General features: G+C 65.8%; 25 protein-coding genes and 2 pseudogenes. 12 read left to right on the top strand and 15 right to left on the bottom strand.

All coding sequences use genetic code 11. The features are described 5' to 3' along the window. The first annotated feature begins 4 nt into the window (after positions 1-4). The 3 genes from AC5Y47_RS16680 to AC5Y47_RS16670 are packed head-to-tail and all read left to right on the top strand — an operon-like array spanning position 5 to position 3347. Positions 5-925 carry a ferritin-like domain-containing protein gene (locus tag AC5Y47_RS16680; protein WP_499945216.1) on the top strand — a complete coding sequence of 307 codons (921 nt, stop codon included), beginning with the start codon at positions 5-7 and terminating at the stop codon, positions 923-925. Next, positions 922-2421, top strand: a complete 1500-nt coding sequence (locus AC5Y47_RS16675; RefSeq protein WP_499945283.1) for a flavin-containing monooxygenase — start codon at positions 922-924, stop codon at positions 2419-2421. Before AC5Y47_RS16680 ends, AC5Y47_RS16675 begins: the two co-directional genes overlap by 4 nt. An 11-nt stretch (positions 2422-2432) precedes the next feature. Further along, entirely contained in the window at positions 2433-3347 is a 915-nt protein-coding gene (locus tag AC5Y47_RS16670) for a MerR family transcriptional regulator (RefSeq protein WP_499945214.1), read from the top strand. Positions 3348-3353: 6 nt separating this feature from the next. On the opposite strand, the gene AC5Y47_RS16665 is transcribed toward AC5Y47_RS16670, so the two are convergent. The 4 genes from AC5Y47_RS16665 to hemW all read right to left on the bottom strand — a co-directional run bounded on the left by AC5Y47_RS16665 (position 3354) and on the right by hemW (position 7467). After that, on the bottom strand, positions 3354-4370 hold the full coding sequence (locus AC5Y47_RS16665; RefSeq protein WP_499945213.1) for an acyl-ACP desaturase: 1017 nt from the start codon (positions 4368-4370) through the stop codon (positions 3354-3356). Between the two features lie 52 nt (positions 4371-4422). After that, positions 4423-4626 (bottom strand): hypothetical protein, encoded by a 204-nt coding sequence (locus AC5Y47_RS16660; RefSeq protein ID WP_499945212.1) that lies wholly within the window; start codon positions 4624-4626, stop codon positions 4423-4425. Positions 4627-4800: 174 nt separating this feature from the next. Then, positions 4801-6153 carry a salicylate synthase gene (locus tag AC5Y47_RS16655; protein ID WP_499945210.1) on the bottom strand — a complete coding sequence of 451 codons (1353 nt, stop codon included), beginning with the start codon at positions 6151-6153 and terminating at the stop codon, positions 4801-4803. A 141-nt stretch (positions 6154-6294) separates the two neighbouring features. Then, entirely contained in the window at positions 6295-7467 is a 1173-nt protein-coding gene (gene hemW, locus AC5Y47_RS16650; protein ID WP_499945208.1) for a radical SAM family heme chaperone HemW, read from the bottom strand. A 149-nt stretch (positions 7468-7616) separates the two neighbouring features. On the opposite strand from hemW, the gene AC5Y47_RS16645 reads away from it, so the two are divergent. From AC5Y47_RS16645 to AC5Y47_RS16625, 5 genes are all read left to right on the top strand, one after another. Further along, complete coding sequence (locus AC5Y47_RS16645; protein WP_499945282.1) at positions 7617-7718, top strand: Ms4527A family Cys-rich leader peptide; 102 nt, start codon at positions 7617-7619, stop codon at positions 7716-7718. A 114-nt stretch (positions 7719-7832) separates the two neighbouring features. Next, the gene (locus AC5Y47_RS16640) at positions 7833-9503 is read left to right on the top strand and encodes a nitrite/sulfite reductase (RefSeq protein WP_499945207.1); all 1671 of its coding nucleotides are present in this window, start codon (positions 7833-7835) and stop codon (positions 9501-9503) included. Further along, the gene (locus AC5Y47_RS16635; RefSeq protein WP_499945204.1) at positions 9500-10240 is read left to right on the top strand and encodes a phosphoadenylyl-sulfate reductase; all 741 of its coding nucleotides are present in this window, start codon (positions 9500-9502) and stop codon (positions 10238-10240) included. The genes AC5Y47_RS16640 and AC5Y47_RS16635 overlap by 4 nt, the downstream gene beginning before the upstream one ends. Further along, positions 10219-10950 carry a sirohydrochlorin chelatase gene (locus tag AC5Y47_RS16630; RefSeq protein ID WP_499945201.1) on the top strand — a complete coding sequence of 244 codons (732 nt, stop codon included), beginning with the start codon at positions 10219-10221 and terminating at the stop codon, positions 10948-10950. The genes AC5Y47_RS16635 and AC5Y47_RS16630 overlap by 22 nt, the downstream gene beginning before the upstream one ends. Before the next feature lie 35 nt (positions 10951-10985). After that, positions 10986-11222, top strand: coding sequence for a DUF6480 family protein (locus AC5Y47_RS16625; protein ID WP_499945199.1), 237 nt, complete (start codon positions 10986-10988; stop codon positions 11220-11222). 63 nt (positions 11223-11285) lie between these two features. Here AC5Y47_RS16625 and AC5Y47_RS16620 read toward each other — a convergent pair whose 3' ends face one another. The 5 genes from AC5Y47_RS16620 to AC5Y47_RS16600 form a co-directional block, all read right to left on the bottom strand. After that, positions 11286-12350 (bottom strand): sulfate/molybdate ABC transporter ATP-binding protein, encoded by a 1065-nt coding sequence (locus AC5Y47_RS16620; RefSeq protein WP_499945196.1) that lies wholly within the window; start codon positions 12348-12350, stop codon positions 11286-11288. A gap of 21 nt (positions 12351-12371) precedes the next feature. Continuing rightward, positions 12372-13184, bottom strand: a complete 813-nt coding sequence (gene cysW / locus AC5Y47_RS16615; protein ID WP_499945194.1) for a sulfate ABC transporter permease subunit CysW — start codon at positions 13182-13184, stop codon at positions 12372-12374. Beyond that, complete coding sequence (gene cysT / locus AC5Y47_RS16610) at positions 13181-14068, bottom strand: sulfate ABC transporter permease subunit CysT (RefSeq protein ID WP_499945193.1); 888 nt, start codon at positions 14066-14068, stop codon at positions 13181-13183. The genes cysW and cysT overlap by 4 nt, the downstream gene beginning before the upstream one ends. Next, positions 14065-15102 (bottom strand): sulfate ABC transporter substrate-binding protein, encoded by a 1038-nt coding sequence (locus AC5Y47_RS16605; protein ID WP_499945192.1) that lies wholly within the window; start codon positions 15100-15102, stop codon positions 14065-14067. Before AC5Y47_RS16605 ends, cysT begins: the two co-directional genes overlap by 4 nt. Positions 15103-15455: 353 nt before the next feature. Further along, positions 15456-15659 (bottom strand): hypothetical protein, encoded by a 204-nt coding sequence (locus AC5Y47_RS16600; protein WP_499945281.1) that lies wholly within the window; start codon positions 15657-15659, stop codon positions 15456-15458. Positions 15660-15895: 236 nt separating this feature from the next. Between AC5Y47_RS16600 and AC5Y47_RS16595 the strand changes: the two are divergent. After that, a pseudogene (locus tag AC5Y47_RS16595) lies at positions 15896-17800 on the top strand (glycoside hydrolase family 15 protein); the annotation flags it as partial. 10 nt (positions 17801-17810) lie between these two features. Here the strand turns inward: AC5Y47_RS16595 and AC5Y47_RS16590 are convergent. Together AC5Y47_RS16590 and lepA are read right to left on the bottom strand one after the other, a co-directional pair. Then, positions 17811-18560 carry a sensor domain-containing protein gene (locus AC5Y47_RS16590; protein ID WP_499945191.1) on the bottom strand — a complete coding sequence of 250 codons (750 nt, stop codon included), beginning with the start codon at positions 18558-18560 and terminating at the stop codon, positions 17811-17813. 36 nt (positions 18561-18596) lie between these two features. Next, a pseudogene (lepA, locus tag AC5Y47_RS16585) lies at positions 18597-20545 on the bottom strand (translation elongation factor 4). On the opposite strand from lepA, the gene AC5Y47_RS16580 reads away from it, so the two are divergent. Next, on the top strand, positions 20539-21150 hold the full coding sequence (locus AC5Y47_RS16580; RefSeq protein WP_499945190.1) for a type II toxin-antitoxin system PemK/MazF family toxin: 612 nt from the start codon (positions 20539-20541) through the stop codon (positions 21148-21150). The pseudogene lepA and the gene AC5Y47_RS16580 overlap by 7 nt on opposite strands. Before the next feature lie 84 nt (positions 21151-21234). Here AC5Y47_RS16580 and AC5Y47_RS16575 read toward each other — a convergent pair whose 3' ends face one another. Continuing rightward, positions 21235-21663 (bottom strand): CBS domain-containing protein, encoded by a 429-nt coding sequence (locus tag AC5Y47_RS16575; RefSeq protein WP_499945189.1) that lies wholly within the window; start codon positions 21661-21663, stop codon positions 21235-21237. A 162-nt stretch (positions 21664-21825) separates the two neighbouring features. Here AC5Y47_RS16575 and AC5Y47_RS16570 point away from each other — a divergent pair, with 162 nt between their 5' ends. Both AC5Y47_RS16570 and AC5Y47_RS16565 read left to right on the top strand, forming a co-directional pair. Beyond that, positions 21826-22665: a ribonuclease Z gene (locus tag AC5Y47_RS16570; RefSeq protein WP_499945188.1), complete on the top strand. Its 840-nt coding sequence runs from the start codon at positions 21826-21828 to the stop codon at positions 22663-22665. 115 nt (positions 22666-22780) lie between these two features. Next, positions 22781-23128: a PE family protein gene (locus tag AC5Y47_RS16565; RefSeq protein WP_499945187.1), complete on the top strand. Its 348-nt coding sequence runs from the start codon at positions 22781-22783 to the stop codon at positions 23126-23128. 63 nt (positions 23129-23191) lie between these two features. Here the strand turns inward: AC5Y47_RS16565 and AC5Y47_RS16560 are convergent, their stop codons facing one another. The 3 genes from AC5Y47_RS16560 to AC5Y47_RS16550 are packed head-to-tail and all read right to left on the bottom strand — an operon-like array spanning position 23192 to position 26660. Then, positions 23192-24031, bottom strand: coding sequence for a transglutaminase family protein (locus tag AC5Y47_RS16560; protein ID WP_499945186.1), 840 nt, complete (start codon positions 24029-24031; stop codon positions 23192-23194). Next, the gene (locus tag AC5Y47_RS16555) at positions 24031-25008 is read right to left on the bottom strand and encodes an alpha-E domain-containing protein (protein WP_499945185.1); all 978 of its coding nucleotides are present in this window, start codon (positions 25006-25008) and stop codon (positions 24031-24033) included. Before AC5Y47_RS16555 ends, AC5Y47_RS16560 begins: the two co-directional genes overlap by 1 nt. Further along, positions 25008-26660 carry a circularly permuted type 2 ATP-grasp protein gene (locus tag AC5Y47_RS16550; protein WP_499945184.1) on the bottom strand — a complete coding sequence of 551 codons (1653 nt, stop codon included), beginning with the start codon at positions 26658-26660 and terminating at the stop codon, positions 25008-25010. The genes AC5Y47_RS16555 and AC5Y47_RS16550 overlap by 1 nt, the downstream gene beginning before the upstream one ends. Between the last annotated feature and the right edge of the window lie 134 nt (positions 26661-26794).

Genomic DNA, 26794 nt, shown 5'->3' with positions numbered 1-26794 from the left:
TCTGATGGCCGTCAATATGGAAAACATGCTCGCCAAGATCAAGGATCGGCAGTGGGCGCTTGCCGACATCGACTGGGACGCACCGGGCGCCGAGACCATCCGGCCGGAGTTCCGCCCGAAGCTCAAGTCGTTCATGGCCGACCTGTGCTGGATCGAGAACATCGGCGCCCGTGGCTTCGCGGCGCTGGCCAAGAAGGCACCCGACCCGACGATCGCCGAGATCTACCGCTATTTCCACGCCGAGGAGCAGCGTCATGCCAACGCCGAACTGGCGCTGATGAAGCGCTGGGGCATGCTCGAAGACGGCGAAGTTCCCACCCCCAACGTCAACATCCGGCTGGCGATCGAGTGGTTGGACACCTACTCCGACGACATGCCGCTGTCGGTGCTGGGCACCGTGATCCCGATGCTCGAGGTCGCACTGGACGGCGCGCTGCTCAAGTTCCTGCTGGACACGGTGGAGGACCCCGTCTGCCACCAGGTGTTCGAGAAGATCAACAATGACGAATCACGCCACATCGCAGTCGATTTCGCGGTGCTGGACATGATCGGACATGCCGCCACGCGCCGCCTGGTCATCGAAGCCGTCGGTCGCTTCGCGTCGCCCGGCCTGATCCTCGGCGTCCTGATGTACGTGCCGCTGCTCAACCGGGTGCGCAACGAGATGGCCGGGATGGGGATGGAGCCGGAGCGGCTTTTCAACGCGGTCAAGCGTTTCAAACAACTCGGCGAGCGCGGCGAACACACCCATCGGGTGCCTACCTACAAGTTGCTCAAGCGCCACGCCGGTTGGGTGGTCAACCCGCGCCATCCCTACCAACTGTTGGCCAATTCCATGGTGTGGCTGTCGGACTTCTACCCCAAACCGCTGCTGCGGCCGATGCCCAGCTGGTCCAGGGAACTCACCCACGAGCCGGCGGCCTGACCATGGCAGACCACGTCTATCAGACCCTCATTATCGGGGCCGGGTTCAGCGGTCTCGGCGCGGCAATCCGACTGGCCGAAGCCGGTGTCGACGATGTCGTCATCCTGGAACGCTCAGACCGGGTGGGCGGCACCTGGCGCGACACCAAGTATCCGGGGGCCAGCTGCGACGTGCCGTCGCTGCTGTACTCGTATTCGTTCGTCAAGAACCCGAAATGGTCGCGGACATACTCCCCCGCCCCGGAGATCTACCGGCACATCGAGGAGATGGCCACCCGGTTCGACATCCGCAGGCACGTCCGGTTCGGCCACGAGGTCAGCGGCCTGACGTTCGACGAGGACGCCGGCGTATGGACCGCGAAAACCAAGAACCGCAAGCGCTTTCGCGCCCGCACCGTGGTGCTGGCGTCCGGTCCGTTGTCCGACGCCAGCCTTCCGGACATCCGCGGCCTGGACAGCTTCGAAGGGCACAAGATCCACAGCGCCCGCTGGGATTCGGACTACGACTTCGCCGGCAAGCGGGTGGCCGTCATCGGCACCGGGGCCAGCGCGATTCAGATCATTCCCGAACTGGTCAAGCAGGCCGGGTTCGTCAAGGTGTTCCAGCGCACCCCGGGCTGGGTGCTGCCCCGGCTCGACGTCGCGACCCCACCGGCGGTGCAGGCACTGTTCGCGAAAGTCCCTGCCACTCAACAACTCGCGCGTCAGGTGTTGTTCTGGGGGCACGAGGCCACCGCCACCGCGATGGTGTGGAACACGCCGCTGACCTCGCTGGTGGCCCGGCTCGGCCAGGCCCATATCCGTGCCACGGTCAAGGATCCGTGGCTGCGCCGGCAGCTGACCCCGGACTTCGCGCCGGGTTGCAAGCGGATGCTGGTCTCCAGCGACTACTATCCCGCGCTGCAACGCGACAACTGCAAACTCATCGACTGGCCGATCGCGACGTTGAGCCCGGTCGGTATCCGCACCAGCGACGGCATCGAACACCATCTGGATTGCATCGTCTTCGCCACCGGGTACGACGTTCACCTGACCGGGCCGCCGTTCCAGGTGACCGGCCTCGGCGGCCGATCGCTGGCCGACGATTGGGCCGGCGGCGGCCAGGCCTACAAGAGCATCAACGCGCACGGCTATCCGAATCTGTTCTTCATGACCGGCCCCAACTCCGGCCCCGGACACAATTCGCTGCTGGTCTACATCGAAGGCCAGCTCGACTACGTGGTGCGCGGCATCACCACCATCCTCAACGACGACCTGCGCTATCTGGACGTGCGCGAGGACGTGCAACGGCAACACAACGAGCAGCTGCAACGCCGGCTGACCAGGACCACCTGGATGTCGGGTTGCCGCAGTTGGTATCTGACCAGGGACGGCTTCAACGCCTCCATGTACCCGGGAACCGCAACGCAGTATCTTCGTCAGATGCGTGACTTCAGATACGAGCACTATGACGCGGTTGCCTGCGACGTTCGGAACCGCGTCAGCGCACCGGCCTAGGGCGTAGCGCTTTGGGCGCCGAACGTCCGGGACGGCCCGAACCCGGCACGATCGCCAGCGTGTTGCACAACGTGCGACGCGCGCCCAACCGTGTTCGGCGTCAGTCCCGCGAGTTCGTCGAGGCGGCGGTGACCCAACTCTTCGACGCCGCGGTGCACCACCCTCACGACGACTCCTCGGGTGAGTACCGGATCGAGGAACTCGCGCGGTTGGCCGGCACCACGACGCGCAACATCCGGGTGTACCGCGACCGTGGCCTGCTGCCGCCGCCGATGCGGGTGGGCCGGATCGCGCTGTTCAACGACACGCACCTGACCCGGCTGCGGCTCATAACCTCGATGCTCGACCGCGGGTACACCCTGGCCCACGTGCGGGAAATGCTGTCCGCGTGGGAGGAGGGCAAGAACCTCGGCGACGTGCTCGGGCTGGAAACGGCGATGATGGGTACCTGGACCACCGAGAAACCGCAGACGATGCCGCTGGACGAGGCCCGTCAACTTGTCGGTGACGCAAGCGCTTTCGACCGCATGGTGGGCTTGCACGTCATTCGCGTGGAGGGGGACCAAGCCACGCTGCTGCGACCCAAACTCATCGAGGCGTTCAACGAGGTACGCGGCTACGGAGTGAGCGCGGACAAACTCATCGACCTGCACGAGCAGATCCTGCCCAAGATCGATGAGATCAGTGACCTGCTGGTGCAGGCCGGGTTCGAACACGTCGGCAACCGGATCAAGCCGGGCGAGGCGCTGCCCGCGGACGCCGAGATCGCCGAGTTGATCACCATGCTGGTGCGGTTTCGCACCCAGGCTGTCGCGACCGTCACCGCCACCCTGGCCTCGTCGATCGAGTCGACCATCGAAACACTGGCTGGCCGGTTGCTGTCGGAATACCTGGAGAATGCGGCCGGATCCGCGCTGCCCCAGTGACGATCGTCAGCGCCCGCTAAGTGTCAGTGTCCCTTGGGTTCTAAGCACTCGGCTGGCGGTGATCCGCTCGGCTTTGCGTGCTTCCCGCTCCAGATAGCGCTGCTTGGACTCCTCGAATCTCTCCGACGCTTCCTGCAGTTCTTTGATCAGCAGAGCGAGGTCGTCGCGCATCCACGCCGCCTCGCCGGTGAAGTCCTCGCGTTCGAAGATCCGCCACTTGCGCAGCACCGGCATGACGACCTCGTCGAGATGGATGCGGGGGTCGTAGACGCCGCCGACGGCGATAATCACCGCCTTGCGCCGAAACTCCGGCACCGTGAAGCCCGGCATCTTGAAGTTGCGCAGGATCCGATGCACCGATTTCATCGCCTGATTCGGCGCGATGTCCAGCCCCGCCGCGCTCACGTCGCGGTAGAAGATCATGTGCAGGTTCTCGTCGGCCGAAACCCTGGCAAGCAGTTGGTCGGCGATGCTCTCGTTGCAGGCCTTGCCGGTGTTGCGATGCGAAACGCGAGTGGCCAACTCCTGGAACGACACATACATGACCGAGTCGAACACGCTCTCGGCAAACATGTCGCCCTGCTGGTTCTGGCCTGGGCTGAAGCCTCGGGTCATTTGCTCCATGCGTAGCTTCTCGAGCTCGACCGGATCGACGGCGCGAGTCACCACCAGGTAATCACGCAGTGCGGTGCTGTGCCGGTTCTCCTCGGCGGTCCACCTGTTGACCCACTGTCCCCACGGGCCGTCCATGCTGAAGTTCATCGCAATCTCGCGGTGGTAGGACGGTAAGTTGTCCTCTGTCAGCAGGTTCTGCACCATCGCCACTTGGGCGACGTCGGACAGCCGGCTCTGCTCCGGCTCCCAGTCCTGGCCGTCCAAGGTGTAGAAGTTCTTGCCGTCCGACCACGGAATGTAGTCGTGCGGGCTCCACTCCTTGAACCTCGACAGGTGGCGATTGAGCAGTTGCTCCACCGTCGGCTGCAGTTCTTCGAGTAGCTGTAGGTTGGTCATTTCCTTGGACACAGTTGTCTCCCAGTTATCGGTCGAAGTGGCGAGGTGCTATCGGCCAACCGGCCTATCCAGTGGCGGCGTCGGTGCAGAACAGGTGCCGCAAGCCGTGCCCGCACGCGCGGCGTACCGCGGCGTCCCCGGAAAGAACCGGCGCCGCACGGGGATTCACGATCAGCGCACCCGGCGGACCGGAGATCTCCGGCGACCACACCCACCCCGGGGGACAAACGTGACGCTGTCGCGTCAGCAGCGGCTCGGGTGCACCCATGCGCAGCGACCCCGCTTTCTTTGTTATTCAAGAGCAGCGACATCAACTGCCACTGCTGAATAAGCCTTGCGGGTCGACACCTGGGTCGACTAGGGACCAAAGTCCCGCGCTGGACAAACGGTGGTCACCGGGTCTGGGCAACCAGGACTACGCGTCAGCCAGGACAGGGAGGCGTCAGCGCCGCTCCACCAGATACGGGGTCAGGGTGGACAGCTTCTCGCAGGTCTCCTCGAACTCCCGTTCGGGGTCGGACGCCTCGATGATGCCCGCGCCGGCCCGCAGCCAGGTGCGGCCGTCGCGCTCGTAGGCCGCCCGCAGCGTCAGCGCCGCGTCGAGCCCGCCATCGGCCGAGAACATCACCACGGCACCGGAATACAGTCCACGCGGACCTTCGTCGAGACGCAGGATGGCTTCCACACCGCCCGCTTTGGGGATTCCCGATGCGGTGACCGCCGGGAAGAGCGCTTCCAGCGCATCCATCCGGTCACTGGCCGGGTCCAGTCGCCCGGTCACGGTCGATCCGAGGTGCTGCACACTGCCCCGCTCGCGCACCGCCATGAAGTCGACGACGGCCGCTGTTCCCGGTGCGGCGATCTCGCTCACCTCCTGCAGTGAGGTCCGGACCGAAATTGCATGCTCGACAATCTCTTTGGAGTTCGACTCCAGGTCGTCACGAGCCTGGCGGTCGTTCACGGGACCACGGCCCAGCGCGCGGGTGCCGGCCAACGGTTCGGTGACCACCACCCCGTCTGGTTGCACGGCCGTCACGAGTTCGGGGCTGTAGCCCAGCGCACGAGCACCGCCGAGCCGCAACAGGAACGACCGCACTGGCGTGTTGTGGCGACGTCCGAGTCGATAAGTCTCGGGAAAGTCGAGCGCGAATGGCACCTCGAGGCAACGGGACAGGATCACTTTGTCGTAGCTGCCCGCGGTGATCTCGCCGACGGCCTTGGCCACCCGCTCGCGGTAGTCGGAGGGGTCCACGGACAGATCCACCGCCCGCGCCGGCGGCACGTCGCGTAAACCCTCGCGAAGCAAACGGTGCACCACCGCATGCTCCTGAGCCCCGGCGCCGTACAGTCGAATCTCGCTCCGCGTCAGGACGATACGAGTGCGGGGCCAGAAGACCCGGGCCAGCGGCGTGTGCGGGGCCAGCCGCTGCTGGAGCCCGAAGCGGTAGACACCGAATTCGAACGTCACCCAACCGAACAGCTGGTCGGTCTCCAGCAGCAGCCGGTCGACGGTTTCGCCTAATACCGGACCCGGTCGGCCGGTCCATTGCTGCCGCTGCGTCACACCGTCGCGGATGACCCTTATCTCGTCGCTGTCCAGCTCCACCATCGCTTGGACACCCGCTGCCAGCACCCACTGCCCGTCATGCTCGTAGACGAGGTACTCCTCGCCGACCGGCTCGGTGAGTTCGGTGGCCAACTCGGCCGCGAGGTCGGCGGGGTCGATGTCGGCAGGCATGGGGATGGCCAGTGACGTGGTGCTGGCAGAACTCGTGTCGACGCTGGCCTCCATCACAGAAGTAAATGTAGCCTAACCTATGCACTGAGGGCGCGTCGCCCTTATTTCTCGCGCCCGATTTGCGGGGATCCCAGCGGGCCACGCCGGTCCCGGCATGCGCAGGGGTCAGCGAGCGGCCCAACCGGCCACCGTTCGGTTTCAGCCCAACAAGGTTCGAACGACGCCGTCGGCCAGCAGCCGCCCGCGGTCGGACAGAACGAGCCGATCGCCGTCGGGAATCAACAACCCGTCGGCCACCGCCGTCTCGGCGCGCTCGCGTTCGGCGGCATCCAGGATGGCCAGCGGCAGGCCCTGCCGCAACCGGATCTGCAGCATCACCTCTTCGGTGTGCAGCGCGTCAGCGCTCAGCTCCTCGAAACCCGCGACCGGCAACGCCCGATCGGCAAGTCGCTCCGCATAAGCGTTGGGGTGCTTGACGTTCCACCACCGGGTCGCGCCCACGAACCCGTGCGCGCCGGGTCCCGCACCCCACCACTGGCCGCCGTTCCAGTAGCCCAGATTGTGCCGGCATTCGCCGTCGGGCCGCGACCAGTTGGACACCTCGTACCAGCGCAGCCCGGCCGCCGAAAGGCGTTCGTCGACGAGTTCGTAGCGGTGCGCCAGCACGTCGTTGTCCGGCGCGGCCAGCTCGCCGTTGCGGACCCGGCGTGCCATCGCGGTGCCCTCCTCGACCACCAGCGCGTACGCGGACACATGGTCGACGCCGGTCTCGATCGCGGTGTCCACCGAACGCAGCAGGTCGTCGTCGGTCTCCCCCGGGGTGCCGTAGATCAGGTCCAGACTGACGTGCTCAAAGCCCAGCTCCAGCGCCTCACGGGCAGCCGCCGCCGACCGATTGGGCGTGTGCACCCGGTCAAGCACGCCCAGCACCTGCGGGACCACCGACTGCATGCCCAGCGACACCCGGGTGTAGCCGGCCGCCCGTACCTCTTCGAAGAATTCCGGCCAGGTCGACTCCGGGTTGGCCTCGGTGGTGATCTCGGCGTCGGGTGCCAGCGTGAAGTGCTCACGCACCCGGTCCAGCAGGGTCGTCAGCCGCGCACCGCCCAACAGCGAGGGCGTCCCGCCGCCGACGAACACGGTGCTGACCGTGGGGTCGGCCAACCGCGCGGCCGCCAGCTCGAGTTCGGTTCCCAGCGCGGTCAGCCAGGCGTCGGGGTTGACACCGCCCAACTCGGCCGGGGTGTAGGTGTTGAAGTCGCAATAGCCGCAACGCGTTATGCAGAACGGCACGTGCACGTAGAGGCCGAACGGCCGACCTGGAATCGGCTGCATGACCGGCAGATCCACCGGCGCCGTGCGAGAAGGCATGCCAAATCTTGACACGACGGCCGTGCTCGAGGAGTTTTCCCAGCGCATTCCCGGTTTTGTTCACCCGATCACCCAGATTTGGACGCACTTTTAATCACCGTGAAATCAAATTTGACCTGGTGACATGGTGGCCGACGATTCATGGCAGAATGGCACCCGTGTCCGCCGCCAATTCGCTTCAGCGTGTAGTGCTGGTGGCGCGGCGGCATATCGACCTCAAGCGCGTTTGCAGCTGTTGCTGTCTGCCTTGATGTCGTAGACCCAGCCCACCCGTACCACCTGCTGGCTGCCGGATCTGCGCCGCCGGAATCAACGGTGAGCTGCGCGTGTTCGAAGTCGGCATGTTCGCGAAGGAGATTCCCCGCATGACCGCAGCACGTCCCGCCAAGGCACCTCGCAACGAGGGCCAGTGGGCGCTGGGTAATCGCGAGCCGCTCAATCCCAACGAAGAGATGAAGCACGCCGGCGCCCCGCTGGATGTGCGGGAGCGCATCGAGACGATCTACGCCCGGGGCGGCTTCGACAGCATCGACAAGAGCGACCTGCGCGGCCGGTTCCGCTGGTGGGGCCTCTACACCCAGCGTGAGCAGGGCTACGACGGATCGTTCACCGGCGACGACAACGCCGATCTGCTGGAGGCCCGCTACTTCATGATGCGGGTGCGGTGCGACGGCGGCGCGCTGTCGACGACCGCGCTGCGCACGCTGGGCCAGATTTCGACCGAATTCGCCCGTGACACCGCCGACATCTCCGACCGGCAGAACATCCAGTACCACTGGATCGAGGTGGAGAACGTCCCGGAAATCTGGCGGCGACTGGACGAGGTCGGGTTGCGGACGACGGAGGCGTGCGGCGACTGCCCGCGTGTGGTGCTGGGCTCGCCGCTGGCCGGTGAGTCGCTCGACGAGGTACTGGACCCCACCTGGGCCGTCGAGGAGATCGTCAAGCGCTACATCGGCAAGCCCGAATACGCCGACCTGCCCCGCAAGTACAAGACCGCAATCTCTGGCCTGCAGGATGTGGTGCACGAGGTCAACGACATCTCGTTCATCGGCGTCAACCATCCCGAGCACGGACCCGGGCTGGACCTGTGGGTCGGTGGCGGACTGTCCACCAACCCGATGTTGGCCCAACGTCTCGGCGTGTGGGTCCCGCTGGCAGAGGTGCCCGAGGTCTGGGAGGCGGTGACGTCGTTGTTCCGCGACTACGGCTACCGGCGACTGCGCGCCAAGGCGCGGCTGAAGTTCCTGGTCAAGGACTGGGGCGTAGAAAAATTCCGCGAAGTCCTCGAGACCGAGTACCTCAAGCGTCCGTTGCTCGACGGACCTGCGCCGCAACCGGTCGCGCATCCGATCGACCACGTCGGCGTGCAGCGACTCAAGAACGGGCTGAACGCCATCGGCGCCTCTCCGATCGCCGGGCGGGTGTCGGGCACCATCCTTTCGGCGGTGGCAGATTTGGCCGAGCGGGCCGGTTCGAACCGGATTCGGTTCACCCCCTACCAGAAGCTGGTGATTCTGGATATCCCCGACGACAAGGTCGACGAGACGATCGCCGGATTGGAAGAGCTCGATCTGCACACGCGTCCGTCGCATTGGCGCCGAAACCTGATGGCGTGCACCGGGATCGAGTACTGCAAGCTGTCGTTCGCCGAAACCCGGGTCAGGGCACAGACTTTGGCGCCGGAGCTGGAAGCTCGCCTGGAAGGCATCAACGCTGAGCTGGACGTGCCGATCACCGTCAACATCAACGGTTGCCCCAACTCGTGCGCGCGGATTCAGGTCGCAGACATCGGCTTCAAGGGCCAGATGGTCGACGACGGCGACGGTAACCCGGTCGAGGGCTTCCAGGTGCATCTGGGTGGCAGCCTCGGTCTGGACAGCGGATTCGGCCGGAAACTGCGTCAGCACAAGGTCACCAGCGACGAGCTGGGCGACTACATCGACCGGGTGACGCGCAACTTCCTCAAGCACCGCAACGACGGTGAACGCTTTGCCCAGTGGGCCATTCGGGCCGAGGAGGACGACCTGCGATGAGCGAAGCCACCAAGCTGACCGAAGGCGAGCTGCGGGAGGTGGCGGCACGCGGCGCGGTCGAACTCGAAGGCGCCAGCGCCAGCGAGCTGCTGCGGTGGACCGATGAGAACTTCGGCGGCGTCAACGGCCCACGTGGCTGGGCGACGTGCAACTACGTGGTGGCTTCGAACATGCAGGACGCGGTGCTGGTTGACCTGGCGGCCAAGATCCGGCCGGGCGTGCCGGTGCTGTTCCTGGACACCGGTTACCACTTCGTGGAGACGATCGGCACCCGCGACGCGGTCGAGTCCGTCTACGACATCCGCGTTCTCAACGTCACCGCTGAGCACTCGGTGGCCGAGCAGGACCGGCTGTACGGCAAGGACTTGTTCGCCCGCGATCCTGGCGAGTGCTGCCGGCAGCGCAAGGTGGCGCCGCTGGGCAAGTCGTTGCGCGGTTACTCCGCATGGGTCACCGGCATCCGGCGGGTCGAGGCGCCCACCCGCGCCAACGCCCCGCTGATCAGCTTCGACGAGGCTTTCAAGCTGGTGAAGATCAACCCGCTGGCGGCATGGTCGGATCAGGATATGCAGGAGTACATCGACGAGCACGACGTGTTGGTCAATCCCCTTGTCTACGAGGGTTATCCGTCGATCGGTTGCGCTCCGTGCACGGCCAAGCCGCTGGAGGGCGCGGATCCCCGCAGCGGACGTTGGCAGGGGCAGGCCAAGACCGAATGCGGGTTGCACGCGTCGTGACGTCTCTGGTTCTCGCGGCGCACGGCAGTGCGGACCCGCGGTCGGCGGCGAATGCGCGCGCGGTCGCCCGCCGGGTGACGCTGCTTCGTCCCGGCCTCGATGTGCGGGTTGCGTTCTGCGAGCACAATTCGCCGGGGCTGGCCGACGTCCTGCGCGAGTGTCCGGGCCAGGCGGTGGTCACTCCGTTCTTGTTGGCCGACGCCTACCACGCCCGGGTGGATATCCCGGCCCAGATCGCCGCATCCGGTGTCGGGGACAGGGTGCGCCAGGCAGCAGTGCTCGGTGAAGACGAGCGGCTGGTCTCGGTGCTGCGTCATCGGATTGGTCAGCGACGGGTGTCCCGGTTCGACGACACCACCGGTGTGCTGGTGGTGGCGATCGGCTCGTCGAACCCGGTGGCCAACGCTCGCACCGGCGAGGTCGCGCCTCGACTGGCGATCGGAACTCGTTGGGCTGCAGTGACAACCGCGTTCGCCACCCGCCCGGAGGCGCCGATGGATGCAGCGCTCGAGCGGTTGCGCGACCGGGGTGCCCGACGAGTAATCATCGCGCCCTGGTTCCTTGCGCCGGGACGCATCCCGGATCGGGTCGAGCGGTTCGCAATCAATGCCGGCGTCGAGATGGCGGCGCCGCTGGGTGCGCATCGACTGGTTGCTGCCACGGTGCTGGATCGCTTCGATCAGGTCGTGGCGCAGCGTATTGCCGCGTAACCGTGTGACCTGAGCACGACGGGGTACTCGCGACCATGACCGCGACACCACCGGACCCGGACCCCGCTCAAGTACCCGGTCTCGAACCCGGAGGGGGCGTCCCGCCCGGATCCACTCCGCCGGACTCCGCGCAGACATCCGGTCTGTCCGAGCAGCAGGAGCGCCCAGGGCGCAGGCTGACCCCGGTTGCCGTGGCCAGCCTGATCGGACTGGCCGTCTTCGTCGTCGTGTTCGTCGTGGTGGCAGTTGGGCTGCTTATGCGAATCATGTGACGACGCAGCGCCTGTCGCAGTTGTCCACAGTCCGTTCGATCCGCAGGTGGCGTACCGGGACCGCTAGGCCGAGGTAAGTTCCTTGTCGTCCTCGTCGTCGGACACGGCGTCGGCGATCGGCGGTACCCGGGTGGCGCGGACGTAGACGGTGTCACCTTCCTTGAGCGCCAGCGCCTCAGCGTCGCCACGGGTGATCTGCGCGGTGAACGGACCCCCGCTGACCGCGCTGGTCAGCTCGACCCGGACCTCGAATCCCAACGTCACCACCCGATCGACCGACGCCTTCACCACACCGATCGATTCCGCTGTACCGTCGCCGCCGGCAATCGCCATCTCGGGATTGCGGCCCACCCGGATGTCATGCGGGCGGACCAGAGCACCGTTGAGCGCGGACACCGCGCCCAGGAAGGACATCACGAACGAGTTCGCTGGGGTGTCGTAGACCTCGGTCGGCGAACCGACCTGTTCGATGCGGCCCTTGTTCAACACGGCGATCCGGTCGGCCACATCCAGCGCTTCGGCCTGGTCGTGGGTGACCAGCACCGTGGTGACGTGGACCTCGTCGTGCAGACGCCGCAACCAGGACCGCAGATCCTCGCGCACCTTGGCGTCCAGCGCGCCGAACGGCTCGTCGAGCAGCAGCACCTGCGGGTCGACCGCCAGTGCGCGGGCCAGGGCCATGCGCTGGCGCTGACCGCCGGAAAGCTGGTTCGGATAGCGGTTTTGGAAACCGCTCAGGCCCACCACCTCCAGCAGGTGGTCGACCTTCTCCTTGATTTCGGCCTTCGGCCGCTTACGGATCTTCAAACCGTAGGCGACGTTGTTGCGCACGGTCAGGTGCTTGAACGCGGCATAGTGCTGGAACACGAATCCGATGTCGCGGCGCTGCGGCGGCACCCGCGTGACGTCGCGACCCTCGATGATGACGGTCCCGGAGTCGGGTTGGTCCAGACCCGCGATCGTACGCAGCAGCGTCGACTTGCCCGAGCCACTCGGCCCCAGCAACGCCGTCAACGAACCGTTGGGCACCACGAAGTCCACGTGATCCAGCGCCACGAAATCGCCGTAGTGCTTGTAGGCATCCCGCACCACAATCGCGTTGCCCTGGTTGGTCCCAGTGTCGGTCATCCTCGAATCTCCTTGTCCGGCCTACTTGCTCGCACGTGCCCGACGTGCGTCCAGCACCACTTGAACGATCAGAACGAGCACGGCAACCGCCATCAGCAGGGTCGACAGCGCGTACGCGCCGTATTCCGCGCCCCGGTTGTAGCGGTCCGACACCAATAACGTCAGCGTCTGCGACTGCCCCGGCAGGTTGGACGACACCATGATGACCGCGCCGTACTCGCCGAGCGTGCGCGCGACGGTCAACACGATGCCGTACGTCAGACCCCACCGGATGGAGGGCAGGGTGATCCGCCAAAATGTCTGCCACCAGCCAGAACCGAGGGTCGCCGCGGCCTGTTCCTGATCGGTGCCCAACTCGTGCAGCACCGGCTCGACCTCGCGCACCACGAACGGCAGCGTGACGAAGATGCTGGCCAGCACGATGCCCGGCAGGCCGAAGATGATCTTGAAGCCGAGATCACGCTCGACGAATCCCAGTGCGCCGCTCGCGCCCCAGAGCACGATCAGGGACACGCCAACGATGACGGGCGAGACCGCGAACGGCAGATCGATGATTGCCTGCAGGATGCCTTTACCGCGGAACCGGTTGCGCGCCAACACTAATGCCGTCGGAATCCCGAACACCACATTCAGCGGCACCACGATGGCCACCACCAGCAGCGACAGGTTCAGCGCCGACACCGCGGCCGGGGTGCTGATCCAGTCGTAGAACTGACCCAGCCCTGGCTCGAACGTGCGCCAAAGGATCAGGATCACCGGGATGATCAGCAGCACAGCGACATATGCCAACGCGCTGTATCGAAGAAGGTAGCGGATTGCGCGTGACGGCTTCACCGGGACATCTCCTCGCGCTTGGCTGCCCGGCCACCGATGATCCGCAGGATCAACAGCACGACGAACGAAATCGACAGCAACACAATCGATATCGCCGCCGCCCCGGTGCGGTCGTCGTTCTCGATCAGCGTTCGTATCCATTGCGAGGACACTTCGGTCTTGCCGGGCACCGCACCGCCGATCAACACCACCGATCCGAACTCGCCGATGGCGCGGGAAAAGGCCAGGCCCGCACCGGACAACAACGCGGGCAGCAGTGACGGCAGCACGACGGAGGTGAAGATCTTGGGGCCATTGGCGCCCAGCGACGCTGCCGCCTCCTCGGTCTCCCTGTCGATCTCCAACAACACCGGCTGAACCGCGCGCACCACGAAGGGCAGCGTGACGAACGCCAGCGCCACCCCGACGCCCCATTCGGTGTGCTGCAGTTGCAGGCCCACCGGGCTGTGGTTGCCGTAGAGCGCAAGCATCACCAAGCTGGCCACGATCGTCGGTAACGCGAACGGCAAGTCGATGACAGCGTCGACGAGCCGCTTACCGAAGAAGTTGTCCCGCACCAACACCCAGGCGATGAGCAGGCCGAACACCGTGTTGAGCAAGGTCACCCCGATTGAGATCGTCAGGGTCACCCGCAACGATTCCAGCGCGGCGTGCGAGGTGACCGCGATCCGGAATGCCTGCCAGCCACCGCCAACCGCCTGCCACACAATCGCCCCGAGCGGCAGCAGCACGATCACCGACAGCCACAGCGTGGCTACACCGACGCGCAGTGAGGTGGTGCGAATCCGGCCGCCACCAGGCTGCACCGGTTGCGGCGCTTCGGTGCCGGGCTGCTCGAGCTCGGGACGGATCGCCTCTGGGTCAGGAGTAACGGTCACGGTCATCCGGTGGCCTGCGTGTAGATCTTGGTGATGCTGCCGGCGCTCTTGTCGAACAGTTTCGGGTCCACGGTGGCCCAGCCGCCGAGGTCGGCGATGGTCCACAACTTCGCCGGCTGCGGGAACTGATTGCGGAACGCCGCGGCGACGGATGGATCGACCGGCCGGAAACCGGCCTGCGCCCACAGCTGCTGTGCCTGCGCGGTGTACTGGAAATTCTTGAAGGCGACCGCTGCCGGCAGATGCGTGCTGGTTGTGATCACGGCGATCGGGTTCTCGATCTTGAACGTCTGCGGCGGGGTGACGTGTTCGACCGGCTTGCCGGCCCGCTCGGCGGCGATGGCCTCGTTCTCATAACTGACCAGGACGTCACCGCTGCCCTGGACGAAAACGTCCGTGGCTTCTCGTCCCGACCCTGGACGCAATTTCACGTGTTCCCGCACCAGTCGGTTGATGAAGTCGATGCCCGCTTGGTTGTTCCTGCCGCCTTCGCTTTTCACTGCGTACGGCGCCAACAGATTCCACTTCGCCGAACCCGAACTCAGCGGACTCGGGGTGATGACCTCGACACCGGGACGCAACAGGTCGTCCCAATCCTTGATGTTCTTCGGATTGCCCTTGCGCACCACGAAGGTGACCAGCGATCCGAAGGGAATACCCTTGGTGGCATCGGTATTCCAGTCTTTGGCGACCTTGCCGCTCTTGATCAACCGGGTGATGTCGGGCTCGACCGAGAAATTCACCAGGTCCGCCGGCTTGCCCTCCCCGACGCCGCGTGACTGGTCACCGGAGGCCCCGAAGGAACTGATCACCTGCACGCCGTTACCTTCCTCGGACGCGTTGAACGCCGGAATCACCTTGCTCCAACCGGGTTCGGCGACCGAATAGGCGACCAGGGTGATGCTGGACTTCGCGTTGCCGAGTCCTGCGCCGCCCACGACGTCGCTGGGACCACCGCGGCACGCCGCCACAACTCCGACGAGGAGCACGGTCGCCACCAGCTGTTGCCAGCGCGGCACGCTCTTAAACCCTATGGACATATACGGTTGGTGGCCTTCCGGTGCGGGACTTGTGATTGCGGTCCCGTGACTGCGGATAGGCGATCAATGAGAATCAGGGCGATTCACAAACTCCACACCAGGCCGCGCACGGGGCAGGAGTCAGCGACAACAGTGCACGCGTGCCGCGGAGCAAGCCACGACGGAGTCAACGCAGCCGAGCGCGAAGATATCGCGCTTCAGAACATCGGCTGCTGCGTGCATGTGGCGAAGCCTAACAGAGTTCGCGCAAGCGGCAATTCGAGAGCCGATTCAGTGCGTGAGCAGCCACGCGACAAGCACCAGCACCACCAGAGCGACCAGAATCAGGGTGACGTGCGAACGCGGCATCGAAGTTATCCGGACGCCTCATCGGAGTGGCGAACCCGGCGCATCAGTTGGATTCCCCTGCCGAGCAGTGCATCCAACGATGCCGCCAGAAAATACGCCAGGGCCAACACCACTGGCATCACCGCCAGCGCCTGCAGCACGAACGGCAGCCCGGAGAGCCAGAGCTCCACGCCGTCCCACCAACTCAGGAACCCGTTCACCGGGCCCACCCTATGCGGCACGGCCCCTGAAACCAACGCGCCTCCCACCGGGTAACACCTCGGTCGCGAAGTGGACGAGCGGCCGGTGAACAGTCGATGATGTCGGGATGGTCCTGCATGCCGATGCCGCTGATTCAGCTAACGACCAGCTTGTCCCGCTCGACGAACCCGCCACTGAGCTGGCCACTCTCGACGCGGTGGCAGTCGAACTCGAGTCGACCGGCCCCTATGTGTCCAGTTCGCCGTCGCGCAACCCGTTCCCGCCCATCGCCGATTACGCCTTCCTGTCGGACTGGGAAACCACGTGCCTGATCTCACCGGCAGGATCCGTGGAGTGGCTGTGTGTGCCACGGCCGGATTCCCCGAGCGTGTTCGGTGCGATCTTGGACCGCAGCGCCGGGCATTTCCGGCTCGGTCCGTACGGCGTCTCGGTGCCGTCGGCGCGGCGCTATTTACCCGGCAGCCTGATCATGGAGACCACCTGGCAGACCCACACCGGTTGGCTGATCGTGCGCGACGCGCTGGTGATGGGCCCCTGGCACGACATCGAACGCCGCTCCCGGACACACCGTCGCACCCCGATGGACTGGGACGCCGAGCACATCCTGTTGCGCACCGTGCGCTGCGTCAGCGGCACCGTCGAGCTGATGATGAGCTGCGAACCGGCTTTCGACTACCACCGTCTCGGGGCGACGTGGGAGTACTCGGCCAACGCCTACGGCGAGGCCATCGCCCGCGCCACCAAGCAACCGGACGCGCACCCGACGCTGCGGCTGACCACCAACCTCAACATCGGCCTGGAGGGCCGCGAGGCGCGCGCCCGCACCCGGATGAAAGAGGGCGACGACGTGTTCGTCGCGCTGAGCTGGACCAAGCACCCGGCGCCGCAGACCTACAAAGAGGCCGCCGAGAAGATGTGGCAGACCACGGAGTGCTGGCGGCAGTGGATCAACATCGGCAACTTCCCCGATCACCCGTGGCGGGCGTACCTGCAGCGCAGCGCACTCACGTTGAAGGGGTTGACCTACTCCCCGACCGGCGCGCTGCTGGCGGCGAGCACCACTTCGCTGCCGGAGACGCCGCAGGGCGAACGCAACTGGGACTACCGCTACTCGTGGATCCGGGACTCGACGTTCGCGTTATGGGGTCTCTACACGATCGGGTTGGACCGTGAGGCCGACGACTTTTTCGCGTTCATCGCCGACGTGTCCGGGGCCAACAGCGACGAGCGCCATCCGCTTCAGGTGATGTACGGCGTCGGTGGCGAGCGAAGCCTCGTCGAAGAAGAACTCAACCACTTGTCCGGCTACGACCATGCCCGTCCGGTGCGCATCGGCAACGGGGCCTACGACCAGGTCCAGCACGACATCTGGGGCTCGGTACTGGACTCGTTCTACCTGCACGCCAAATCCCGCGAGCAGGTCCCGGAAAACCTGTGGCCGGTACTGAAGAAGCAGGTGGAAGAGGCGATCAAGCACTGGCGGGGACCCGACCGGGGAATCTGGGAGGTGCGCGGGGAGCCGCAGCACTTCACGTCGTCGAAGGTGATGTGCTGGGTGGCGCTGGACCGCGGGGCCAAGTTGGCCGAGCGGCAGGGCGAGAAGAGCTACGCCCAGCAGTGGCGTGCGATCGCCGAGGAGATCAAGGCCGACATCCTGGAGCACGGTGTGGACTCCCGCGGCGTGTTCACCCAGCGCTACGGGGATGACGCCCTGGACGCCTCGCTGTTGCTGGTGGTGCTGACCCGGTTCCTGCCGCCCGACGACCCGCGGGTGCGTGCCACCGTGCTGGCCATCGCCGACGAGCTCACCGAGGAAGGACTGGTGCTGCGCTACCGCGTGCACGAGACCGACGACGGGCTGTCCGGCGAGGAGGGCACGTTCACCATCTGTTCGTTCTGGCTGGTGTCGGCGTTGGTGGAGATCGGCGAGGTGGCGCGAGCCAAGCGGCTGTGCGAACGACTGTTGGCCTATGCCAGCCCGCTGCATCTGTATGCCGAGGAAATCGAGCCTCGCACCGGTCGGCAGCTGGGTAACTTCCCGCAGGCGTTCACCCACCTGGCCCTGATCAATGCGGTGGTGCACGTGATCCGGGCCGAGGAGGAGGCCGACGGTTCGGGCGCGTTCCAGCCCGCCAACGCGCCCGTCTAGCCGCCGGCTGTCACGTCGCCGCGGTGATCTTGTCCATCACCGTGTGCGCGATTTCGATCGCGCTGGTGCCCAGATTGGCAGATCCCCGATCCGACGGATTGTCGGTGCTGAAGAAAGCGACCTCCACCTCGACCAGGCAGTTCCCCCGCACGCCGACAGCGCGTGCCACCGGCATGGGAGTGGAGCTGGACAAGCTGGCCTGGTCGTAAATCGTCGCTGCCAGAACGGAATCGGCGACACGCACACTGCCGATGGTGTCGGTGAAACTGAGCGTGGCGCCGGGCAGTTCCACGGCGGTGCCGTCGCAGTTCTTCCATTGGGTGGTGAACTGGTCGAAGAGCGCAGCGGCATCAGAGATCTTGGGGAACGTCACCACGCCTTCGGTCACGCTGATCACCTTGACGGAATCGGTTGCATGCCACCAGGTTTGGCGTGCGACGTCCTGCACGGGCGCGGAGTCGTAGACGCCCTTCTCCATGGTCGTCACGACGCCGACACACTCGACCGGCGACGCGGGTCCGTACGCGTGCGCCAACTTGTCGCGGTCACCGTAACGGGGCGGGAATTGCGAGTCGACCTTGAACGGCTGGGCGAGTATCCGCTCCAGCGCGGCGTCGTCGAGCAGCACCTGTTTGACGCTGTCGCCACCGAGCGGGCGCGGTTTCAATCCAGGTGCGGGGTGTGCGGTACCGGTGACGGATTGCGTACAGCCGGTCAGCACGGCCAAGAGCCCGAAACCGACGATCCAGCGGGACTTCATCTGCTCGAGACCTTCCTCGCGTAGCCCTGGTTGCGGCTATTTCTTGCCTTTGTCCCCCGCGGCATCGGTGGACAGTGCGGCGACGAAGGCTTCCTGCGGCACGTCGACCCGCCCGATGGTCTTCATCCGCTTCTTGCCCTCCTTCTGCTTCTCCAGCAGTTTGCGCTTGCGGGTGATGTCACCGCCATAGCATTTGGACAGCACGTCCTTGCGGATCGCCCGGATGTTCTCGCGCGCAATGATTTTCGAGCCGATCGCGGCCTGTACCGGCACCTCGAACTGCTGGCGCGGGATGAGTTCCTTGAGTTTGGTGGTCATCTTGGTGCCGTAGGCCGAGGCGCCGTCCTTGTGGACGATCGCGCTGAACGCGTCGACGGCTTCGCCCTGCAGCAAGATGTCGACCTTGACCAATTGGGCTTCCTGTTCGCCGGCCTCTTCGTAGTCGAGGCTGGCGTAACCACGGGTGCGCGACTTCAGCGAGTCGAAGAAGTCAAAGATGATCTCGCCCAACGGCAGTGTGTAGCGCAGCTCCACCCGCTCGGGCGACAGATAGTCCATGCCGCCCAGTTCGCCGCGCCGCGACTGGCACAGCTCCATGATGGTGCCGATGAATTCGCTGGGCGCGATGATGGTGGTCTTGACGATCGGTTCGTAGACGGTGCGGACCTTGCCCTCCGGCCAGTCCGAGGGGTTGGTCACCACGATCTCGGTGTTGTCTTCCTTCTCCACCCGGTAGACGACGTTGGGCGAGGTCGAGATCAGGTCCAGGTCGAATTCGCGCTCGAGTCGCTCGCGGGTGATCTCCATGTGCAGCAGCCCCAGGAAGCCGCACCGGAAGCCGAAACCCAGAGCCACCGAGGTTTCCGGCTCGTAGGTCAGCGCGGCGTCGTTGAGCTGCAACTTGTCCAGCGCGTCGCGCAGGTTCGGGTAGTCGCTGCCGTCCACGGGATACAGGCCCGAATAGACCATCGGCTTGGGCTCCCGGTAGCCCGTCAACGCTTCCTTGGCGCCGTGCCGGGCGGTGGTCACCGTGTCCCCGACCTTGGACTGCCGCACGTCCTTCACGCCGGTGATCAGGTAACCCACCTCGCCCACGCCCAGGCCCGCGCTGGCTTTCGGCTCCGGCGAGACGATGCCGACCTCGAGCAGTTCGTGGGTGGCGCCGGTGGACATCATCGCGATGCGCTCACGGGGACTGATCTTGCCGTCGACCACGCGGACGTAGGTCACCACTCCGCGATAGATGTCATAGACGCTGTCGAAGATCATCGCCCGGCTGGGCGCGTCGGCGTCGCCCTGCGGCGGCGGCACCTCGCGCACCACGTGGTCGAGCAGGTCGCCGACGCCTTCGCCGGTCTTGCCGGAGACCCGCAGCACATCGGTCGGCTCGCAGCCGATGATGTGAGCGATCTCACCGGCGTAGCGGTCCGGATCGGCAGCGGGCAGGTCGATCTTGTTCAGCACCGGGATGATGTGCAGGTCACGGTCCAGCGCCAGGTAGAGATTGGCCAGCGTTTGCGCCTCGATGCCCTGGGCGGCGTCGACCAGCAGCACCGCGCCCTCGCAGGCTTCCAGCGCACGGGACACTTCGTAGGTGAAGTCGACGTGACCGGGGGTGTCGATCAGGTGAAGAACATAGTCGCCTGCGCCGGCCCCGTCCTTCAAGGTCCAGGGCAGCCGGACGTTCTGGGCCTTGATGGTGATGCCGCGTTCCCGCTCGATGTCCATCCGGTCCAGGTACTGGGCCCGCATCGAGCGTTCGTCGACTACGCCGGTCAGCTGCAGCATTCGGTCGGCCAGCGTCGACTTGCCGTGGTCGATGTGAGCGATGATGCAGAAGTTCCGAATCTGCGCCGGCGGCGTGAACGTCTTGTCGGCGAAACTGCTGATGGGAATCTCCTGGTTGGGCGGTTGGCGGGTATGCCCAGCGTATCCGTGCACAACAACCGGGACACAATCACGCGGTTATGCTGCGAGCATGGCACCGGGTAAGAAGTCGTCCGGCAAGTCACAGTGGAAGACGTTCCAGCGCTTTGCGGAGAACCTCGTCAGCGAGGCTCCGAAAGTGGTGCAGCGCCTGCAGAACACGCAGGAGACACTGCGGACCATCCAGCAAGCCGTGAAGATCACCGCGAACATCGTCGCGATGGGTTTGCCGGCGCCGCCGGCCGAGATCACCACCGGCCGTCCGGTGACGAAGACGAGCTTCCCGACTGCGCAGCGGGCTCGCCGGGTGGTCTATTCCCCAGATCTGGACGGTCGGGCCGACCCCGGCGAGATCGTCTGGACCTGGGTGGTTTACGAGGACGACCCGACCCGCGGCAAGGACCGGCCGGTGCTCGTGGTGGGCCGCGAACGCAGCGTCTTGCTGGGACTGATGCTGTCCAGCCAGGAGCAGCACGCCGGGGATCGGCATTGGGTCGGGATCGGTTCGGGCGATTGGGATTACGAGGGCAGACAGAGCTGGGTGCGGCTGGACCGCGTGCTCGACGTGCCCGAAGAGAGCATCCGCCGCGAGGGCGCGATCCTGAACCGCGAGACCTTCGATCTGGTGGCCGCCCGGCTGCGCAGCGAGTACGCCTGGCGCTGAGCGCCCTGCCCAATTTGACTCTGCGCCTACGGCGACAAAGTGTGAGAAGACCCCGCCCTCAGCGCAGACTCAACGCCCAAACACTCAGCCCTGCGTGATGTAGGACTGCAGCTGCTGCTGCTCGGCCTCCAGTTCGCCCATCCGGGTCTTGACCACGTCGCCGATGCTGACGATCCCGATCAGCCTCCTGCCGTCGAGCACAGGTATGTGTCGCACCCGGTGCTGCGTCATCAGCACGCTGATCTCGTCGACCGTGTCGGTCTTCGCGCAGGTGGCCACGGCGCTGGTCATGATCTTGGACACCGGACGCGACAGCACGCTGGCGCCGTGCGTGTGCAGTTGGCGCACCACGTCGCGCTCGGAGACGATGCCGACCACTCCCTCGTCGCCGACCACCACCATCGCGCCGATATTCTGCTCCGCCAGGCCGGCCAGCAATTCCCGGACCGTCGCGTCGGGGTTGATCGTCGTCACCGCCGCCCCCTTGTTGCGCAAGACATCCGAGATCCGCATCTAGCCTCCCGTGGGTTGTGATCCGATTCACACCAGGCTACGACGTACGCGGTCGGCGCAAAAGCCAGCATCCGAAGCCGTGATCCGTTGCAGCGAAACCGTCATGCCATCTTGACTGCCGAGCACTACGTCTCGATGCGTTCGGCTTGCGAGGATAGAGCCATGATCGAGGTCACCCTGCTCGGCACCGGCAGCCCCGTTCCAGACCCGAACCGGGCCGGGCCCGCCACCCTGGTACGCGCGGGCGGACAGGCTTTCCTGGTGGACTGCGGGCGCGGAGTACTGCAACGCGCGGCCGCGGTGGGCGTGGGTGCCGCGGGATTGAGCGCAGTGCTGCTCACCCACCTGCACAGCGACCACATCGCCGAGCTCGGCGACGTCCTCATCACCAGCTGGATCACCAACTTCGCGCCGGATCCGGCGCCGCTGCAGATCATCGGGCCGCCCGGCACCGCACAGGTGGTGGACGCGATGCTCAAGGCATTCGGTCACGACATCGGCTACCGGATCGCGCACCACGCCGACCTGAACTCCCCGCCACCGATCGAGGTTCATGAGCACACCGACGGGCCGGTATGGGATCGCGACGGTGTGACGATCCGGGTTGCCCCCACCGATCACCGTCCGGTGGCGCCGACGATCGGGTTCCGCGTCGAGTTCGAAGACGCGTCGGTGGTACTTGCCGGCGACACCGTGCCCTGCGCCAGTCTCGACGAATTAGCCGCCGGTGCAGGCGCTTTGGTGCACACCGTGATACGCAAGGACATCGTCTCCCACGTCCCCCAGCAACGGCTGAAGGACATCTGCGACTATCACTCGTCGGTACCGGAGGCGGCTGCCACCGCGGCCCGCGCCGGGGTCGCCACCCTGGTGATGACGCACTATGTGCCGGGTATCGTGCCGGGCCAGGAAGAGCAGTGGCGGGCTCTGGCGGCAACCGAATTCGGCGGGCAGATCGAACTCGGCGACGACCTGCACCGGGTCGAGGTGCACGCGCGCTGACGGCGGCTCAGCCGGCACGGTCCGCCACCCGAGGCGACCTGGCGAAAACGCACGTATTCAACCTGCCGGCGAGGTACGATCCGGGCCTGCCGTTCTTGAGTTCAAGAGGTGCGTGATGACGTGGTTTGCAGCGGGGCCGGAGGGGATGGCCGCTGCATCCAGGGACCTGGCCGACATCGGCTCGACGATCAGCGAAGCCAACGTCAGTGCGCGACTGCAGACGGCCGGCGTGCCGGCTGCCGCCGCCGATCAGGTCTCGGCCGTGGTCGCAGCGTTCTGGGGTGCTCACGCAGAGGGCTATCAGCGGATCGGCGCGCAGATGGCGGCCTTCCACGAGCAAATCGTCCGAGGCTTGACCGCGTCCGGCGCGTCCTACGCCGGCGCCGAGGCGGCTGCGGCCGAATCGCTGGGTAGCCAGCTCGACGCGATCAACGCGCCGGCCAGGCACCTGCTGGGTCACTGACCGGATCGGGGTTTCGTCCGCCGGGAAGCCGGCAGCCGCGTGACCAGGCCGCGGCAGCCCCGGCTAGGCGAGCCTGGTGATTTCGACGTCCACGTCGAGGTCGGTGGCTCCCAGCCCGGAGTAGATCCCTTTCAGCGGTGACACGTCGGCGTAGTCCCGGCCGACGCCCACGCTGATGTACTGCTCGGTGATCTCGGTGTCGTTGGTGGGGTCGTAGTTGAACCAACCACCGGTCCAGGCCTGAATCCAGGCGTGGCTGCGTCCGGCTACGGCTTTGCCGATCGCGGCGTCGCGTTTGGGGTGCAGATACCCCGACACATACCGTCCGGGAATCCCCATGCTGCGCAACAGAATCAGGGTCAGGTGCGCAAAATCCTGGCATACCCCTTTGCCCTGTTCCAACGCATCCAGCCCGGACGATTGCACACCGGTGGTGCCGGGCAGGTAGTCCAACTCGCTGCGCGCCCATCGGGACGCTGCGACGGCGGCTTCCGCGGGATCATAATTTTTGATGATCCGCTTACCCACGGCCGCAACACGTTTGCTGGTCGGGGTGTAGTCGGTGGGGCGCAACACTTCGTCGAACCGATCGATCACGGCCATCGATTCCAGTTCTTTCCAACTGGCCTTCTCCGCCGGCGGTTCAGGGGGTTCGGTTTCGACCACCGACGAGGACGTCACGGTGAGCTCGGTGTGCGGCGCATGCAGGTCGAAGGCCGTGACCGCGGTCCCCCAGTAGTCGATGTAGCGGTAGGACCGGGTGGCCGGGATGGTCTCGACTCGGTTGAGGATGACGTTCTGCCGGGTGTTGGACCGCGGCGTCAGCCGGGCTTCGTTGTAGGACGCCGTCACCGGCGACTGGTATGCGTACCCGGTGTTGTGCACCACCCGCATCCGCCACATCAGGAGTCTCCCTGGCTTTGCACGAGTTCGCCACGCTGTCGGGCATCCGTCCACGCCACCCACGGAGCGGCGTGAAAGTACTGTAGCGCCAACGCATCTCCTACCTCGCGGCATGTTCTCTGCAAACCGCCCAGGCGGTTCTCCAGCGTCTCGAGCAGCACTCCCGGCTGCAGGAATTCCAACTCGCTGCGCGCCTGACCGAGTAGTCGCTGGGCTTCGGTGGTCGCGCCGACCCGGCTCTGCGGATTGTGCAGGAGTTCTTCCAGGTTGTGTTCGGCCAGTTTCAGCGAGTAGAAGACCGAGCGCGGGAAAAGCCGGTCCAACAACATGAACTCCACCACCCGCGCCGCATCCAGTGCGCCGCGGTAGGTGCGCAAATAGGTGTCGTGCGCACCCGCCGAACGCAACAGTGTCACCCAGGCGGGCGACGACGCGCTGTCACCGACCCGGGACAGCAGCAACCGCACCGTCATGTCTACCCGCTCGATCGCGCGACCCAGCACCATGAACCGGTAGCCGTCGTCGCGGGACAGCGTGGAGTCGGCCAGACCGGCGAACATCGCCGCGCGGCCCTCGATGAACGACAGAAACTCGTGCGGCCCAAGGCGTTTGGCCGCGCGTTCGCGTTCGGGCAGCGCGTGGTAAGTGGTGTTGATGCACTCCCAGGTTTCGCTGGAGGTGACTTCCCTTGCCGACCTTGCGTTTTCGCGTGCCGCCGAGATCGCGTCGACGATCGAACAGCCGCCCTCGGTGTTGGGCCGGAACGCGACCAAGTCGGTCAGTGACCAGACGTCCAGTCGGTGCTCGGGGGGCTCGATGCCCAGCACCTTGAGCAACAATCGGGAGGACCGGTCCGGGTCGACGCTGGAATCCTCGAGCAGGTGGTGTACGGCCACGTCCAGGATGCGCGCGGTGTCATCGGCACGTTCCACGTAGCGCCCGATCCAATACAAGGCTTCGGCGTTGCGGGCGAGCATCAGTCCACCGCCTTCTGCTGTTGCTGCTGCTCGTCCTGCGGCTGATGAACCGATGACAGTGCATGGTCCGGGCGGGGCTCGGGAACGGCCCGCGGCAGCGAGCGCACCACCTGAGCCCGCCCCAGCTCGCGAGCGGCCACCGACGTACGGGGCGCCAGCACCCAGGTGTCCTTGGACCCGCCGCCCTGGCTGGAGTTGACCACCCGGGATCCCTCGACCAAAGCCGTGCGCGTCAGGCCGCCGGGCAGCACCCACACGTCGTCACCGTCGTTGACCGCGAACGGGCGCAGGTCGACATAGCGCGGCGCCAACGAGTCGCCGATCCGGGTCGGCACGGTGGACAGCTCCATCACCGGTTGCGCGATCCAGGCCCGCGGATCGTCGCGGATCTTCTTGGCCAGGGCGTTGAGTTCCTTGTCGGAGGCTTCGGGGCCGAACACGATGCCGTAGCCGCCCGAGCCCTCCACCGGCTTGACCACCAACTCGTGGATCCGGTCGAGGACTTCCTCGCGCTCGTCGTCGAGCCAGCAGCGATACGTGTCGACGTTGGCCAGCAGGGGCTTCTCCCCCAGGTAGTACTCGATGATGGTCGGCACGTAGGTGTAGACCAGCTTGTCGTCGCCGACGCCGTTGCCGATCGAACTGGAGATGACGACGTTGCCGGCGCGGGCGGCGTTGACCAGCCCGGCTACCCCCAGCACCGAGTCGGCCCGGAACTGCAGCGGGTCCAGGAACGTGTCGTCGATGCGCCGGTAGATGACGTCGACCTGGCGCTCTCCCCCGGTGGTGCGCATGTACACCTGGTTGTCGCGGCAGAACAGGTCGCGCCCCTCGACCAGCTCGACGCCCATCTGGCGGGCCAGCAGGGAGTGCTCGAAGTAGGCCGAGTTGTAGACGCCGGGCGTGAGCACCACCACAGTCGGGTCGGCCTCGTTGGTGGCCGCCGAGTTGCGCAGCGCCCGCAACAGGTGTGACGCGTAGTCATCGACGGTGCGCACCCGGTGGGTGGCGAACAGGTTGGGGAAAACGCGCGCCATGGTGCGCCGGTTTTCCACAACGTACGACACCCCCGACGGGGAGCGCAGATTGTCCTCGAGTACCCGGAAGTCGCCCTTTTCGTCGCGGATCAGGTCGATGCCGGCGACGTGGATCCGCACCCCGTTGGGTGGGACGATGCCGACCGCCTCGCGGTGGAAATGCTCGCAGGAGGTGATCAACCGCCGTGGGATGACGCCGTCGCGCAGAATCTCCTGGTCGCCGTAGATGTCGTCGAGGTACATCTCGAGTGCCTTGACGCGCTGGGTGATGCCGCGTTCCAAACGGGTCCATTCAGCGGCCGAGATCACCCGTGGGACCAGGTCCAACGGGAACGGGCGCTCCTGACCCGAGAGCGAGAACGTGATGCCCTGGTCGATGAACGCCCGGCCCAATGCGTCGGCGCGCGCCTTCAACTCCGACGCATCGGTGGGCGCCAACTCGGTGTAGATGCCCTTGTAGGGGCCGCGAACGTTGCCCTGTGCGTCGAACATCTCGTCGAAGGCCAGCGCGTACACCGGATCTGAGGTGTTGTAACCCTGGAAGATGCGTTCGGAACGGACGCTGGGCCGCCCCCTCGGTGGTTCGACCTGGTTGGCAAGACTCACCTGTGTCACTCTGCCTCAATCCCCCTAGCTCGGCAGACCCAGAATTACTGTTTTGGGCGAAAACGTAACCGACTGATAACCTGGGCAGTCGCTGTCGGGTTGCAGGGGTACCCCGAGCAAAGCCAAATCGAAACGGACTAAGG

It is taken from the genome of Mycobacterium sp. NGS22, from assembly GCF_059813095.1.
The sequence above is the reverse complement of the archived record's forward strand: the minus strand, read 5'-3'. Positions and strand labels throughout refer to the sequence as shown.

Coding starts and splice junctions, on each gene's coding strand:
- AC5Y47_RS16605 (WP_499945192.1), bottom strand. CDS start 15,102: ATGTCCATAGGGTTTAAGAGCGTGCCGCGCTGGCAACAGCTGGTGGCG.
- AC5Y47_RS16640 (WP_499945207.1), top strand. CDS start 7,833: ATGACCGCAGCACGTCCCGCCAAGGCACCTCGCAACGAGGGCCAGTGG.
- AC5Y47_RS16625 (WP_499945199.1), top strand. CDS start 10,986: ATGACCGCGACACCACCGGACCCGGACCCCGCTCAAGTACCCGGTCTC.
- AC5Y47_RS16635 (WP_499945204.1), top strand. CDS start 9,500: ATGAGCGAAGCCACCAAGCTGACCGAAGGCGAGCTGCGGGAGGTGGCG.
- AC5Y47_RS16620 (WP_499945196.1), bottom strand. CDS start 12,350: ATGACCGACACTGGGACCAACCAGGGCAACGCGATTGTGGTGCGGGAT.
- AC5Y47_RS16660 (WP_499945212.1), bottom strand. CDS start 4,626: ATGGGTGCACCCGAGCCGCTGCTGACGCGACAGCGTCACGTTTGTCCC.
- AC5Y47_RS16555 (WP_499945185.1), bottom strand. CDS start 25,008: ATGCTCGCCCGCAACGCCGAAGCCTTGTATTGGATCGGGCGCTACGTG.
- AC5Y47_RS16580 (WP_499945190.1), top strand. CDS start 20,539: ATGGCACCGGGTAAGAAGTCGTCCGGCAAGTCACAGTGGAAGACGTTC.
- AC5Y47_RS16680 (WP_499945216.1), top strand. CDS start 5: ATGGCCGTCAATATGGAAAACATGCTCGCCAAGATCAAGGATCGGCAG.
- AC5Y47_RS16575 (WP_499945189.1), bottom strand. CDS start 21,663: ATGCGGATCTCGGATGTCTTGCGCAACAAGGGGGCGGCGGTGACGACG.
- AC5Y47_RS16645 (WP_499945282.1), top strand. CDS start 7,617: ATGGCACCCGTGTCCGCCGCCAATTCGCTTCAGCGTGTAGTGCTGGTG.
- AC5Y47_RS16630 (WP_499945201.1), top strand. CDS start 10,219: ATGCGGGTTGCACGCGTCGTGACGTCTCTGGTTCTCGCGGCGCACGGC.
- AC5Y47_RS16565 (WP_499945187.1), top strand. CDS start 22,781: ATGACGTGGTTTGCAGCGGGGCCGGAGGGGATGGCCGCTGCATCCAGG.
- AC5Y47_RS16590 (WP_499945191.1), bottom strand. CDS start 18,560: ATGAAGTCCCGCTGGATCGTCGGTTTCGGGCTCTTGGCCGTGCTGACC.
- AC5Y47_RS16560 (WP_499945186.1), bottom strand. CDS start 24,031: ATGTGGCGGATGCGGGTGGTGCACAACACCGGGTACGCATACCAGTCG.
- AC5Y47_RS16570 (WP_499945188.1), top strand. CDS start 21,826: ATGATCGAGGTCACCCTGCTCGGCACCGGCAGCCCCGTTCCAGACCCG.
- hemW (WP_499945208.1), bottom strand. CDS start 7,467: ATGCCTTCTCGCACGGCGCCGGTGGATCTGCCGGTCATGCAGCCGATT.
- cysT (WP_499945193.1), bottom strand. CDS start 14,068: ATGACCGTGACCGTTACTCCTGACCCAGAGGCGATCCGTCCCGAGCTC.